The organism is Pseudomonas sp. GW823-FHT05G12 (genome assembly GCF_058795575.1).
Genome location: NZ_CM179501.1, coordinates 2308584 through 2321874, shown reverse-complemented (window position 1 = coordinate 2321874; position 13291 = coordinate 2308584). Strand labels below are relative to the sequence as shown.

The 13291-nt window shown below is 55.5% G+C and carries 19 protein-coding genes; 8 read left to right on the top strand and 11 right to left on the bottom strand.

Annotated elements, in window-relative coordinates; genetic code table 11:
* The first annotated feature begins 42 nt into the window (after positions 1-42).
* Entirely contained in the window at positions 43-285 is a 243-nt protein-coding gene (locus tag AC3RCM_RS10620; protein ID WP_003256190.1) for a hypothetical protein, read from the top strand.
* Positions 286-343: 58 nt separating this feature from the next.
* On the opposite strand, the gene AC3RCM_RS10615 is transcribed toward AC3RCM_RS10620, so the two are convergent.
* Positions 344-1165 (bottom strand): shikimate 5-dehydrogenase, encoded by an 822-nt coding sequence (locus AC3RCM_RS10615; protein ID WP_064493030.1) that lies wholly within the window; start codon positions 1163-1165, stop codon positions 344-346.
* 161 nt (positions 1166-1326) lie between these two features.
* On the opposite strand from AC3RCM_RS10615, the gene AC3RCM_RS10610 reads away from it, so the two are divergent.
* Together AC3RCM_RS10610 and AC3RCM_RS10605 are read left to right on the top strand one after the other, a co-directional pair.
* On the top strand, positions 1327-1680 hold the full coding sequence (locus tag AC3RCM_RS10610) for a hypothetical protein (RefSeq protein WP_492629591.1): 354 nt from the start codon (positions 1327-1329) through the stop codon (positions 1678-1680).
* A 94-nt stretch (positions 1681-1774) separates the two neighbouring features.
* Positions 1775-1957 (top strand): hypothetical protein, encoded by a 183-nt coding sequence (locus AC3RCM_RS10605; RefSeq protein WP_010954600.1) that lies wholly within the window; start codon positions 1775-1777, stop codon positions 1955-1957.
* Positions 1958-2047: 90 nt separating this feature from the next.
* Here AC3RCM_RS10605 and AC3RCM_RS10600 read toward each other — a convergent pair whose 3' ends face one another.
* Entirely contained in the window at positions 2048-2362 is a 315-nt protein-coding gene (locus AC3RCM_RS10600; RefSeq protein WP_457250644.1) for a chemotaxis protein, read from the bottom strand.
* A gap of 164 nt (positions 2363-2526) precedes the next feature.
* Here AC3RCM_RS10600 and AC3RCM_RS10595 point away from each other — a divergent pair, with 164 nt between their 5' ends.
* Complete coding sequence (locus AC3RCM_RS10595; RefSeq protein WP_104961397.1) at positions 2527-3351, top strand: S24 family peptidase; 825 nt, start codon at positions 2527-2529, stop codon at positions 3349-3351.
* Between the two features lie 38 nt (positions 3352-3389).
* Here the strand turns inward: AC3RCM_RS10595 and AC3RCM_RS10590 are convergent, their stop codons facing one another.
* Complete coding sequence (locus AC3RCM_RS10590; protein WP_336088570.1) at positions 3390-3713, bottom strand: DUF1654 domain-containing protein; 324 nt, start codon at positions 3711-3713, stop codon at positions 3390-3392.
* Positions 3714-3947: 234 nt separating this feature from the next.
* On the opposite strand from AC3RCM_RS10590, the gene AC3RCM_RS10585 reads away from it, so the two are divergent.
* The 3 genes from AC3RCM_RS10585 to AC3RCM_RS10575 all read left to right on the top strand — a co-directional run bounded on the left by AC3RCM_RS10585 (position 3948) and on the right by AC3RCM_RS10575 (position 6960).
* Positions 3948-4622: a polysaccharide lyase family 7 protein gene (locus tag AC3RCM_RS10585; protein ID WP_064493027.1), complete on the top strand. Its 675-nt coding sequence runs from the start codon at positions 3948-3950 to the stop codon at positions 4620-4622.
* A gap of 1016 nt (positions 4623-5638) precedes the next feature.
* A complete protein-coding gene (locus AC3RCM_RS10580) occupies positions 5639-6343 on the top strand; it encodes an F-box domain-containing protein (protein ID WP_492629590.1) in 705 nt (234 codons plus the stop codon).
* The gene (locus AC3RCM_RS10575; RefSeq protein ID WP_492629589.1) at positions 6340-6960 is read left to right on the top strand and encodes a PM0109 family protein; all 621 of its coding nucleotides are present in this window, start codon (positions 6340-6342) and stop codon (positions 6958-6960) included. The genes AC3RCM_RS10580 and AC3RCM_RS10575 overlap by 4 nt, the downstream gene beginning before the upstream one ends.
* A 154-nt stretch (positions 6961-7114) precedes the next feature.
* Here the strand turns inward: AC3RCM_RS10575 and AC3RCM_RS10570 are convergent, their stop codons facing one another.
* The 5 genes from AC3RCM_RS10570 to AC3RCM_RS10550 form a co-directional block, all read right to left on the bottom strand.
* Entirely contained in the window at positions 7115-7624 is a 510-nt protein-coding gene (locus AC3RCM_RS10570) for a GrpB family protein (protein ID WP_492629588.1), read from the bottom strand.
* A 93-nt stretch (positions 7625-7717) separates the two neighbouring features.
* Positions 7718-7897, bottom strand: a complete 180-nt coding sequence (locus tag AC3RCM_RS10565; protein WP_492629587.1) for a hypothetical protein — start codon at positions 7895-7897, stop codon at positions 7718-7720.
* Between the two features lie 255 nt (positions 7898-8152).
* Positions 8153-8410: a DUF2790 domain-containing protein gene (locus AC3RCM_RS10560; RefSeq protein ID WP_492629586.1), complete on the bottom strand. Its 258-nt coding sequence runs from the start codon at positions 8408-8410 to the stop codon at positions 8153-8155.
* 109 nt (positions 8411-8519) lie between these two features.
* Positions 8520-8990, bottom strand: a complete 471-nt coding sequence (gene cynS / locus AC3RCM_RS10555; RefSeq protein ID WP_492629585.1) for a cyanase — start codon at positions 8988-8990, stop codon at positions 8520-8522.
* A gap of 39 nt (positions 8991-9029) precedes the next feature.
* Entirely contained in the window at positions 9030-9689 is a 660-nt protein-coding gene (locus AC3RCM_RS10550; RefSeq protein WP_492629584.1) for a carbonic anhydrase, read from the bottom strand.
* A gap of 110 nt (positions 9690-9799) precedes the next feature.
* Here AC3RCM_RS10550 and cynR point away from each other — a divergent pair, with 110 nt between their 5' ends.
* Positions 9800-10687: a transcriptional regulator CynR gene (cynR, locus tag AC3RCM_RS10545; protein WP_492629583.1), complete on the top strand. Its 888-nt coding sequence runs from the start codon at positions 9800-9802 to the stop codon at positions 10685-10687.
* A gap of 214 nt (positions 10688-10901) precedes the next feature.
* Here the strand turns inward: cynR and AC3RCM_RS10540 are convergent, their stop codons facing one another.
* From AC3RCM_RS10540 to AC3RCM_RS10530, 3 genes are all read right to left on the bottom strand, one after another.
* A complete protein-coding gene (locus AC3RCM_RS10540) occupies positions 10902-11378 on the bottom strand; it encodes a nuclear transport factor 2 family protein (RefSeq protein WP_492629582.1) in 477 nt (158 codons plus the stop codon).
* Between the two features lie 356 nt (positions 11379-11734).
* Entirely contained in the window at positions 11735-12211 is a 477-nt protein-coding gene (locus AC3RCM_RS10535; protein WP_492629581.1) for a nuclear transport factor 2 family protein, read from the bottom strand.
* A gap of 60 nt (positions 12212-12271) precedes the next feature.
* Positions 12272-12841 carry a TetR/AcrR family transcriptional regulator gene (locus AC3RCM_RS10530; protein ID WP_492629580.1) on the bottom strand — a complete coding sequence of 190 codons (570 nt, stop codon included), beginning with the start codon at positions 12839-12841 and terminating at the stop codon, positions 12272-12274.
* Positions 12842-13291 lie beyond the last annotated feature (450 nt).

Sequence of the window (13291 nt, the reverse complement as noted above, 5' to 3'; positions counted from 1 at the left end):
TATGAAGGTAACTGCTTCACATACCACAGCGAGGTAAGGACGATGCAATCTCTTCACTGTGAATACCGCGAGCACACCATCACTGCCAGCGTGATGCCCCATCCCGACTCACCCCTGCCCTATGCCGCCGGCTGCCTGATCACGGCACCTGACGGGCACACCAGCAAGCGTATGTCGATGCCCATGCAATTCTTCTCCGACCTTGAAAATGCGCAGCGTGTGTCGCTGGCCCATGGCCGCGCACTGGTCGACAAACAGCTGGATAACGGGCACGAGGTGTTCTGATCCGGTTTCGCCTGTACCCCCCTTCGCCGCCGGAGCTGCGAAGGGGGGGTAGGATTAACTAGGTAGCCCGCGCGTATGCCACCGCCGCATCCACCTGCTCCTGCGTCGGCCTTACCCCGGTGTACAACACGAACTGTTCCAGCGCCTGCAGCGCAATGACCTCCAGCCCAGTGATCACTGGCTTGCCCAACGCCTGAGCCCGGCGAATCAACGGCGTCTGCACCGGCATCGCCACCACATCGAACACCCGTTCCGCCGCCGCGATGGCGTGCTCGGGAAACGCCAGCTCTTCTGCCTCCAGCCCGCCTGCCATACCGATCGGCGTGACGTTCACCAGCATGGGGGGGCAGATGTCGCCTGTCTCAGGCACCCAGCGATAACCACAGACATCCGCCAACTGACGCCCGGCCTGCTCGTTGCGTGCAACGATGATGCCTTCGGCAAACCCGGCATCGCGCAAGGCGCTGGCCACGGCCTTGGCCATGCCCCCGCTGCCTCGCAGGGCAAAGGCCGTGCCCGGATCGACCTGATGCTGAGCCAGCAATTGGCGCACGGCAAGGTAATCGGTGTTGTAAGCCTTGAGGTGGCCATTGCAATTGACAAGGGTATTGACCGACTCGATGGCCGCCGCCGAGGGATCGATTTCGTCGACCAAGGCCATGCAGGCTTCCTTGTACGGCATCGACACCCCGCAGCCGCGAATACCCAAGGCGCGGATCCCTGCCACCGCCGCCGGCAGGTCATCGGTGCGCATGGCCTTGTAGTAGAAGTCCAGGCCCAACTGCTGGTACAGGTGGTTGTGAAAGCGCACGCCGAACGTGCCGGGGCGACCGGCCAGAGAGATGCAAAGCACGGTGTCCCGGCTGGGAGTTGTCGGCATAACAGGCTCCTTGGTCATGACTGAAACGTTTATTCAGCGTAACAGAGTCAGCCACTGGTCGTCCCTTACACAACCTTTACCGTTCCCCTGTGCTCAGCTGACAGAGACCGGAGTCATAGTAACAGGGCCCCGGACGTGGGGTTTTCCTGCGAGGTTGTTTTATGAACCGTCTCATTCCCGGAATCGTCCTGCTGGTCGGTGCCCTGGCCATCAGCGGGCCTGCAGCAGCTCACGGCGGCTATGGCGGCCATGGGCACGGTGGTTGGTATGGGCCGGGGCCCCTGCTGGGTGCGGCAGTGGTCGGCGCCGTGGTGGGGGCGACGGTTTATGGCGGCCATGACCGTACGGTGTATGTCGAGCGCCAGCCGGTCTATTACGCGCCGCCGCCGGTGTACGTACAACCGCCTCCACAGCCGGTGTACTACCAGCCCTACTACGCGCCTCCCCCGCCGCCACCGGGCTACCGCACCTATTATGGGCCGCCACCGGTGCATTACGGGCCACCGCGCTGGTAAAGGTTGACAGGACCAATGATCACTATCGAGGAAGTTGATTTCAAACAGATCCGGCTGCTGCGTATGGTAGAGCCATGTTTTAAAGGAGGTCCCCATGGCCACTATCCAGATCATGTCCGTTGTCGGTAGCGCCGTTCCCGCCTCACTGCGTGAGCAGGGCCTGCTGGCGTGCTGGTACCTGGTTCGCAACGGCGAAGCCGTGAGCGGCCCGATGCCGACCCGCGCCTCAGCCCAGGCACTGGCCGAACAGTTGCAACCAGGCACTTTGGTTGCCTGAACCGAATTTGTTGTGCGTTGCTCCCTACGCCCTTGTTGCCCGCCAATTTGGCGGGCTTTTTTTTCTTCACGGATTGCCCGGGCTGCCACCTCATGTTTGCCCGCTACTGCCCAGCTTACTGGTCAGCACCATGACCTTGCCTTGCAGCCGGCCTACGGTCATCACCAGCTCGTTTCGCTCCTTGGTGAGCAGATCAGCTTTTGCCTGCGCCTCCCTTCGAGCATCCCGTTCGATGTCCAGCAGCTCTGTCAGGTGGCGGATGACGGCAATTTCTGCGGTGTCCATCGCGCGGTCGACTGCATCCCTCGACAACCATTTACGCAGCCACAGAAACGCACCCAGCAATACAGTCCCCGTACCGCCCAGCCAAGCGACGGTACCCGGGCCGAGGTCGGTCGGATCCATGTGAACCTCATTACAGATGATGATGTGATCAGCCCTGGAGAAAAATGTCTCGTCAGCTTTCCTTGTTTGTGCGCTTAATTTAGCCTACAGCTAACATCACGACAAGAGCAGATTTAGCCATGCGCACATTTAGCAGCAAGCTAAACACTGGCATGCTTCACCCCATGGACATCTACCAAATTCGCAAGCACAACCTGGTGAAACTGATCGGCAGCCAGAGAAAGGGGACCTGCGCAGAGCGCTGGGGGATGGCGCCTGCACACCTGAGCCAGATCCTTTCCGACAAGACCGTGAAAAACCTGGGCGATGACGTGGCCCGTCGCATCGAGGGCATCGAAGGCTTGCCACGGGGCTGGTTCGACGCGCTGTCGCCAGGCGAAAACATGCAAGCGGCTGTCGAGCCAGGAGACAACAAGCTCTCTGCAGCCGACCTGGTCAAACAGATGCTTGCCCGAAGCGGCAAAGGTATCTCCGAAGAAACCCGGCAAAGGCTGCTGGCAGCGGCGCAAGAGCCTGCAGATGCCACGCTGCTGGAAGCCGAGCCGCTGCGCCCCGGCCTGGTCGGTGACGAAGTGTGGATCGCCCACTATGACGTGCGGGCAGCCATGGGTGGCGGCCAGATCCCCCACGACTACCCCGAGATGTTCAAGGACGTTCGCGTCAGCCCCAGCCACCTGCGCGAACTGGGCGTGACGTTCAGCGAGCACCATCACCTGAAGATGGTGACCGGCTGGGGCCAGTCGATGGAGCCGACCATCAGGCACCGCGACCCGCTGATCGTCGACGTCAGCATCCGCGAATTCGTCGGCGATGGTATCTACTTCTTTTCCTGGGGCGACCACATCTACATCAAGCGGCTACAGATCGCGGACGAGGACCACTTCGAGATGATCTCCGACAACTCGCGGCACAAAGACCGCATGATTCGTCGGGAAGAGACCTACATACAGGCCAGGGTCCTGCTGGTGTGGAATGCCCACCTTGTATAAACCGAAGCCCGCCCTGACCAGCGGGCTTTTGCTGAAGCTCAGAACGGTGCAGCCTCCTCGACCTGAGCCTCGCAGTCGCGCTCGACGATAAAATCATCACGCTCTTCCACGCTACTGCGCGCCCATCGCACCGTCACGCTAGCGTCATCATTGAACGTCAGCTGCAACTCGGGCATTTCCAGCAGCTGGCCGATCACCTCCTCCCATTCCGCTTCACCGTCTGTATCCAGACGGTGCACCACTACCCAGCGCTGCGTCTGTGCGAGCGGGTGGTTGATCATTGACGATACCCGCAGGCTAAGCCGCTCTAATCCGGTCATTTCCTGGCGCTGATGGGGTTCCGACTTCATGTGGCTTGCCATATTCTCATCCTGATAGCTGTATATTCGTACAGTGCTCAGCAAAAGCTTATCTCACCGCCAAATCCTGCGTAAAGCCCCCCACTGCGGAAAATTTCGCCAGTAGGTAATTTTCCGTGAAGCGAGATTAATTTAGCCACAAGCTATTGACCATGATTTAGCTTAAGGCTAAGTTTGTGTTCAGCCGTCGCTTGTACGGCGGCTATGCCACTCAAACCTTTTCTCCAGGAGTTCCCCATGGCCGTAGATATCAGCCACCTCACCATCGCCACGCCGGTAGCCGTCTCCTCAACCAACCCCGTTGCTCTGGAGCTGAACGGTGCTGAAGCGATTGCCCGCTTTCCCAGCATCGTGACGGTGCTCAGCGATGGCTCGATCCAGTTCTCAGCCCCAACCAAAGGGGCTTCGAGCAAAAGCACCCGCAGGACACGCTGCGAATGGACGGAAACGCAAGACTGGACGCTGGCCAGCGCCCAGGATCACTGGAATCGCCAGACAATGACGCTGACCAAGGTCAACTCGGCGCAGAAGGTGGTCATCGCCCAGATGCACGTACGCGGGGACGACGGCCCGCCGGTAAAGGTGTTCTGGAACAAGGGCAACATCACCCTGGGGTTTCGGCGCACCTTCAACCAGACCGACCCGGTGAATTCCACAGTCCTGAAGGGGGTGCCACTGGGTGCGACGTTCCACATCAGCATTCACACCACGTCTGAAGGCGTGGTAACCGTGACGGCCGAATGCAACGGGGTATCCGCTTCGTCGGGCGATTTGCAGCTCGACAGTACCTGGGCTTCACGCCTGTTCGAGTTCCACGGCGGGGTCTACAACCAGGTCGACTACACCGACGCAACGCCCGCCGAGGACGGCTCGATCTGCATCATCAGCGAGCTCTCGCTCATCCATCGCTGAACGTCGATGCCCAGCCCTGCTATCAAAATCCCTCAGGGCGTCGCATGAATGCAAAAAGCCCAGCGCGGGGCTGGGCTTCTATCAGCTGGGCTGAACAGTACTTCCGCCAGCCTTTAAACACTGTACTGGCAGTTACTCCAGTGGGCGCTTGTGATAACTATAACGCTCGGCATTGGATGCCCGCGATGGGTCCGGCGGGCCTGATCTCTGCCTGCCTCGAAAGGGCCGATTATGTGCGGAATCGTCGCGATCCTCGGGCTGCTCCCGTTTACCTTCCGAGTCTTGACCGCCTGGCGGACCATTGTTTTCAGCCGGCCTGCTAACCTGCTGATCACAATCCATTCCATCCCTATCTATGGTCATACGCACCTCTCAATGCTCAGAAGCTCTGAGCTACATCAAGTGTGCGCTTACCCTGTCCAGAAAGGTTTTATATCAGATCACCGGACACGGGCGAGAACCTCAATACCGGGACCTTTCGCTGAACTGCATCCCACTATTGGTACAAAAATTGGTACGCGCCGGCTGTAGTCCATCCAGCACATCCCGGCAATGCAGCAGTAGCGTGGGAATCTAGCCTCAGACCGCACCGCAAGCGGCCTGAGCATCTGGCCTGTCTAATAGGGTTCAGCCAGTTTCAGCGACTTTGGCCCAATAAAACCGAGACGCTTTCGGGCGGTTTTAGACAGCTTTATTCCCCCATCCAAGCGTTCAGCCAACCAAGATCCGTCCTGGGTCGTCAGCTACACCCACCTCCCACAGTCCGCTGTCGACCCATAGCGGACAGCCGCGACGAAGGACCCTTGGGCACAAGTTGGCTTCAAGCAAATCCTCCAGCTCACAAAAGTTCAACCCAGGTCGTACAGGCACTAATTCCAATCGCTAAACTCTTCCGCACTTCTAAAGACGTCATGCTGCCACGAGCCCAAGGTGCATTCAGCGTATAGGGCTTACATTAAAAATCCAAATGTGATATACGGGCACAACTCTTTAACTCACTACCTGATGAGTGAACTATGTTAACTGCTGTCATTTCTGGCAAGAAACGTGGTACTGGCCTTGAAGGAAATTGGTTGAAGCTTGGCCAGGCTGAAGGTGCTGAGGATGTGCTCACGGCGAGTGTCTTCGAGCGTCTTGCTTACTTGCCAGATAACTTATTTAGTTCCGCACTCACCGCGGTATTAGGGGTGGCCATTGGTGCAATTGAGACTATCGATTTCTGGCCGTCATGGTACTTGTCCGATGGTCGTCGCGTCGAACCTGATGTAGTAATCAGCGATGGGCAACAGTCGCTGCTGGTTGAAGCCAAACGCCATGACTATTCTCGGCAACAATATGCAGGTCAATTGGCGATAGAACTCCGCGCAGGCTGGAGCGAGGGAAAACTGACTGAGGACTGCATCCTGCTGACGCTAGGCGGCTTGAACGATTATGGGCATAGAGCACGTGAAGATCTATATAGAGATGTCATCACAAGCCTTCCTCCAGGCAAGGAATATCGATTCAAACTGGTCTGCTGTAGCTGGCAACAACTATTCTGCGCGCTGGAAGAAACGCTGAAGGAGCACCCGAGCCCAGGGCTCCAACGAATGCTCTCAGATATTTCTGAGTGTTATTACTGGCATGGTTTACGCACTCATCGCACGTTATGGCTAAGCGCATTAAAGTCTGCGCATCTGACCACCAAGCCAAGTATTTTCGACCGATGGAACCTGAAATGAATCAAGATCTTAATACTGCCTTGCTTGATGTTCGCCGCGCATATCGTTTGCTGGCCAACTACCAGAAACGCCAATTTGATCTACTTTCCTATATTCGTGATAAGCTAGAAGCTCTAGATTATTATCAAGACTATGCGTTTTCTCGTCCTAATGACCTAGGCGGGCTGGAGAACCAAGCTAATTCAGGGTTGCGTTTCCTTCCTTTTCTAGATATTTCGGTGATATGGCTCCGCCACCAGAATCAGGAAGAATATTGGGATAAACACCTACCTGGTGACTTGATGTTTGGTGCATGGGTACGCAGTGATACTGGGTTTGACAAGTATCAAGGTCACTATACAACGATAACAGCTGAGGACTCCCAAAGCATCCTTGTTATCTCTGTTGTAATCTGTGACGAGCCAAACAAAATCTTAGGAAATTGGTATAATAAAGTGTGGAACCAACTTCCCTATCCAGAAGATGGGCAAGTGGGTAGGAGCGAATCCGTTCCGGGGTATCGTGTGTATAGCAATAGTATTGAATTGGCTGAGCTTGCTGACCAGCATTCAGTAGATGCAGCCATCGAGAAATGGAGAAAAGACGCTGCAATTGCGCTAGGTGTCCCTTACATCTGATAAAACGGTTGAAGCAGCGCATTTTTCAGTCGATTGATTGAGAACAGTCTGTACTGACTGGCTGCTTTGGGTCGATAGCGGTCAGTCGTGAGCGGCTGCAATCGACCCATAGCGGACATCTAATATCGGAGTTCCCTCGCGGCTCAACGATCATTCAACTATGGATACCGGCGTTCATGAGCGCGGCGGTAATGAATGGTCCCTTTTTCTCAAGATATTCAGCCATTCCACCAGTATTGCTCGACTCCAACTGAAGCTTGAGCGCTTCATACTGCTGGCGGATCGAGGCATCGCTCCTGAGCAAATCTCTAAACCCAAGCATCTGAGTGATCGAAATGTGGTCGCGGACACAAGCGTGGAGCTTGTGCGTGCGGATCCCATCCACATTGCGTCGGTAGAAATAATGCCCTTCCGATAGGTCACTTCCTCGAACATACCCCAAATCCTTTAACACCTCGTCTCGCGCCGAGACATTGCAATGATCGCGGACCTCGATGAGTACATCGATCTCGGGCTTCGCCGCGAGACCTGGAACAGAGGTGCTCCCAACGTGATGTATGGCAATCAGTTCATCGCCAAAGGCCGAAGCGATGAGTGACGTGTCTGCCAGAAATTGGAGGGGCCATGCGGGGTTGTAGGGAGCGATCTTGCTGGTCAGTGCCATGTCCGTTCCTTGATGGCAAATACTTGAAGTGGCGAATTATCTCTGATCTTGCAGGTTGGCGGGACGATCAGCATTGAAAAAGGACGGCAAAAGTCATCCAGGCGTTGCCGCACCTTTCGCATTAACGCTCATGCCTCCGACCAATGCATGCAAAGCAATTTTTTCTGGGCTACCCGTTTTCAAAGTGGGAACGTGCCGTTCTGCCTGCGCAGTGATCAACACGATCAAAGCATCAAATTCTCGTTCCAATTCCTGAGCACGCTGGTATTGCATCTTCATCCTCCTCCCATCAATGCCCGACTGCTTTCGACTATTTGCGGTCTTAGATGAAGCAGTGCCGAGGCAAACCCAATTGAGCCACGAGTCGACAACCGATTGGTCTTGCTTGGGCAGATCTCCCTCAGTCGGAAGCCAGAGAGCCCACAGCAATTTTCGGAGTGAGCACCCTTCTATGCAGGATCTTAAGCCTCGATCGCAGCATCCCTGATGTCCAGGAGCTGGTTGTCATGCAGGAGTATGAACGGCGCATCAGTTGTCGGAACAGCCATTCCCCATAATCCGGTACTCCATGATATGCCGCTCGCCATTGGAGTCGTCGTAAGTCAGCCGCATCGGCACAACATCGCAGACATTGGGCACCGGCGTAACAGCCACAACATGCGCGATATCGAGGCTCTGAGAGTAGCGATAGGGTTCAACCGTAAGTTGTGCAGTTTGAGTACCTTGGTCATCGGCCATAGCAACAGAACCAAGGCAGCCAAGGAACAAAACGAGTAACAGTTTCATGGTAATCACCTGTACTGAGGGCGTAAGTAGGCGTGAGCATCCGATCGGCGCTCAGTCGTTATAAATGTTGGGAGTGGCCCGGCGCCGTCAGGCGCCGGGCTGAGCTACATCAGAAGGGCTTGGTAGGCAGGTACTTGCCGTCCAGGGTGATCACAGCACGGTGGCCACCGTCTGGATCTTCGACCTTCTTGATGTCCAGCTTGAAGTTGATGGCACTGATGATGCCGTCGCCGAACTTCTCGTGGACCAGAGCTTTGAGGGTGGTCCCATACACCGACATCATTTCGTAGAAGCGATAGATGGTAGGGTCGCTCGGCATGCCGTCGAAGAAGCTGCCGCGAATCGGCATCGATTGCAGCAAAGCCACTTGATCAGCGTCGAGGTCGAGCTTCTCGCCTACGACCTTCGCGGCGCTTTCAGGCAGCGGATGTTGACCAAGCAACGCTGCGGTGACAAAAGCCTCGGACAGGCCGGTACCGTCAACGATTTGCGCAAAAGACAGGTCCTTGCGAGCCTTGGCCAGAATGATAACTTCGGTCAGTTCTTGGCGAGCGGTGCGGGTGGCTTGAGTCTGGATCATGGTGAATCTCCTGGGTAGGCAAAGGTGCAGGTACAGGTTTCAGGCGACGTGCCTGGCTTGCTGGGAAACAGCGTGGACTTCTGGGTTCTCCGCGAGAGACACGAAGGCGTTGGTACTGCCATCAAAGGCGTCGATACGTCCGGTTTCGATGTCATAGATCCAGCCATGCAGGGTCACGCGGCCTTCTTCGAGCGCCAGGCGAACGGATGGGTGGGTCTGGATGTTGGCCAGCTGCGCGATGACGTTTTCGCGCACCATGGAAGCGACTTTGCTGGGCTTGTCGGCGTGTTGACGGGCTTCGTTGACCACCTTGGCCGAGTCGGCGTAGCGCAACCAGCCGGCCACGGCGGGCATGTGGTCCAGGCACTTGCAGGTGGCAATGGCGGTCATCGCGCCACAATCGGAGTGGCCGCAGATCACGATGTCTGCAACGTTAAGTCCAGCGACCGCGTACTCGACCGAGGCTGAAACGCCACCCGGCTCTGGCCCATACGACGGCACGATGTTGCCGGCGTTGCGGATTACAAACAGATCGCCTGGTTCGCGCTGGGTAACCAGTTCAGGCACCAGCCGGCTGTCCGAGCAAGAGATGAACAGTGCCTTTGGGCTTTGTTGGGTGGCCAGGTCCTTGAACAGTTTGACCCGCTCCGGGAAGGCGTTTTGCTGAAATTTCAGAAAACCGTCGATGATCGCTTTCATGGTGGCTGTCTCGATGTCGCTGGGTGTGAGACAAAGATTAAGCAGTGCATGACATAAGGTAAAAGTCTCATTTAATATGCATGCAATCAGATAATCTTATGGGTAAGGCCATGCTCGCTCGACATATCCAGTACTTTCTTGCGGTGGCGGAGCACCTCAGTTTCACCAAGGCTGCAGCGGCGCTGCACGTATCTCAGCCAGCCCTTTCCCAGCAGGTAAGGCAGTTGGAAGAAAGTCTTGGCACCCAGTTGTTCGACCGCTCAGGACGCACAACACGTTTAACGGATGCCGGAGACGTCTATCTTCACTATGCACGCCGTGCTCAGCAGGAGCTGCGGGAAGCTAAAAGCGCCATCCATGACGTTAGCGACCTCAGCCGCGGCTCATTGCGCGTAGCCGTAACGCCGACATTCACGACCTATCTGGTGGGGCCGCTGATCGAGGCATTTCACTTCCGGTATCCAAACATCACCCTCAACCTGAAAGAGATCTCTCAGGAGCGCATTGAGGAGCTGCTTTTGGCGGGGGAACTGGACGTAGGGATCGCGTTCGATGAAATAAATACGCCGGACATCGAGGCGCTCCCCTTACTGAACGAAACCCTCGCTTTGGTGGTGAGCCGCAGACACCGCCTGGCCGAGGAACGCTCCATTACCTCGCACGGCCTGAGTGCTGAGTCTTTGGTCTTGCTCAGCACAGAGTTCGCCACGCGCGAGCAAATCGATCGCTACTGCCGCAAATATGACATTCGCCCTAGGGTTCAGATGGAGGCCAATGCCCTAGGCGCAGTCATTGAGATCGTTCGCCGGACGAACCTTTCGACCTTATTACCTGCCAGAATTGCGTTGGCCCATGACGATCTGGTGGCCATCACGCTGGAGCCGGAGCGCTTGCAGCGTCGAGCCGTCCTTATGCGTAGGAAAGACGCCTTTCTGAGCGCAGCGGTGCACGTGTTCATTGATCTGGCTAAAGAAGTATCCAGCGATCTTAATGATTAAGACAGTGCGCGACTGCATGTTGCGTGTGCGCAAAGTGGGGCCCACCAGTACTGGTCATCTGGTGATCATCGAGGGTATGAGTTTTGCCGCTAGGGCTGACGCGCAACATGGAGCAGGGGAGAGTGTAAACCAGAGAACCGTAATAGGGATCACGTATCTCTACTAAGCGAGAAAACCTGATCCTTTAAGTGAAAAGGATCAGGTTGAAGATGACTTACAGGCCTAGCTCGGTCAGACCTGGGTGGTCATCCGGACGGCGGCCCAGTGGCCAGTGGAACTTACGCTCGCTTTCCTTGATAGGCATGTCGTTTACGCAGGCGAAGCGACGGCGCATCAGACCATCAGCTTCGAACTCCCAGTTCTCGTTGCCATAGGAGCGGAACCAGTTACCGGAGTCATCATGCCATTCGTACGCGTAACGGACGGCGATGCGGTTGTCGGTAAAGGCCCAAAGCTCTTTGATCAGGCGATAATCCAGTTCTTTTTTCCACTTGCGGGTGAGGAAACCTTTGGCCTCTTCGCGATTGGCAGCAAACTCAGCGCGATTACGCCATTTGGTATCCAGCGTGTAGGCGAGCGAAACCTTCTCTGCATCGCGGCTATTCCAACCATCTTCAGCCAGTCGGACTTTTTCAATCGCCGTTTCACGAGTAAAAGGAGGAAGTGGTGGGCGAGTTTGAGCAATGGACATAGTGGTGCCTCCAGCTTAGTTGGATAAATAATTAAAAGTAGTGCTTGTGAATCGCAGGCCTAAAGCAAGGCGCATTAAGCCACAAGTTGCGATGATTAACTTTTATTGCTGGCGCCGATGTTGATACCTATTGCCATCCGTCTTGATGGCGGTGGTCACCATTAATATAAATATCATTGATGCAGGTGCGTGTATGCTTGGGAATTTATATCCGTGGCGCAACATAAACGTCGGTCGAACTGCGCTTTAGCTAGAAAGCGCCCGTAACTGATCCGCAGTAGCAGAAATTGAATTCCAAGCTCATTCTGCTCAGCCAAGAATCCTAGGTTTACAAAGAACCTGCATAGACTCCGGAGTTACAGTCCCAACTCAGTCAGACCAGGGTGATCATCGGGGCGGCGGCCCAGCGGCCAGTGAAACTTGCGCTCGCTTTCCTTGATAGGCATGTCGTTAACGCAGGCGAAGCGACGGCGCATCAGGCCATCAGCTTCGAATTCCCAGTTCTCGTTGCCGTAGGAGCGGAACCAGTTACCGGAATCATCATGCCACTCGTAAGCGTAACGGACGGCGATGCGGTTATCGGTAAAGGCCCAGAGCTCTTTGATCAGGCGATAATCCAGCTCTTTTTTCCACTTGCGGGTAAGAAATTCTTTAGCTTCTTCGCGATTGCTAGCAAACTCAGCGCGGTTACGCCATTTAGTATCCAGCGTGTACGCGAGCGAGACTTTCTCCGCCTCGCGGCTATTCCAACCATCTTCAGCAAGTCGAACTTTTTCGATCGCCGTTTCACGAGTGAAAGGAGGAAGTGGCGGGCGAGTTTGGGCATTGGACATGGTGGTGACTCCAGTCTAGTAGGATAGATAAGTGTGAGTGGTGTCTCTGAAGCTCAAGCTTTAGGGCGTAAGCTGTTTCAGCAATAGCTGTGCAACTTCCTTTGCGTTATCAGTAGCGTGATAGTCACCCATAACACGAGCCATGGTGATTGCGCCTTCCATCAAAATTAATAACTGCCTAGCTAAGACCAGCGGTTGCTCGGTGTTCAATTGCTCAGTCAGTTCAAGCGTATAGTCTAAGAGTTTTTGCTTGTGCAGCTTCGCGATCTGGCGGATGGGGTCATCGGGATTTCCTACCTCGCCTGCCGTGTTAATGAACGCGCAGCCGCAGAAACCATCCGCCTCGAACCAGCTTTTCAAAACAGTAAACATACTCAGTATGCGATCGTACGGCGTAGCTGCTTTGTCGCATTCAGTCCTGAACCATTGCATCCAGCGTACGTCGCGGGCACTTAAGGCCGCAGCTGCGACATCATCTTTGGTAGCGAAGTGCTTGTAGATACCCTTCCTTGACACGCCAGAGGTCTTCACCAGTAGGTCCATGCCCGTGGCATGAATCCCGTTTTCGTAGATGAGTTTCTCGGCAGTGTTTAGGATCTGGGCTCTGTGATCTATCGTTGTTTTGCTCATGTATTCAATGTAGAACGATCGTTCTCCCTGGTCAAGCACCATTCGGTGATTTTTTCGATTAGGCGGGGAGAGCCCCGGTTACAGACAGCTTCGGACAAGCCACGAGCGCGCCTCTGATGGATAGGGCTGATCCAAGAACGATCAGACAGTTCTCCGTGGAGATAGCCGGATATGTGGGGTTTGATGACGCAGACGCGCGCCGTCGGACACTCGTCTCGGGTCTGCGCTCAAAGGACGGCAAAGTTGGAGAGCGGTCGTTCCTTAAACATGACCGGCGGCATTCGTCAGTCCCCGCGAGATCGCCGGGCGCCGCTTAACGTGAATCATGAGGCAAGCAATTCGTGCATTTTTTGCACTCAGTGCAGCTTTTCTCTTTTATCTGGGATGCCTCCAAGAGGACCAAGCTTCGGCATCTGCGAGCTACTGCTTCACGCGCGAGAGCTGTGCGAC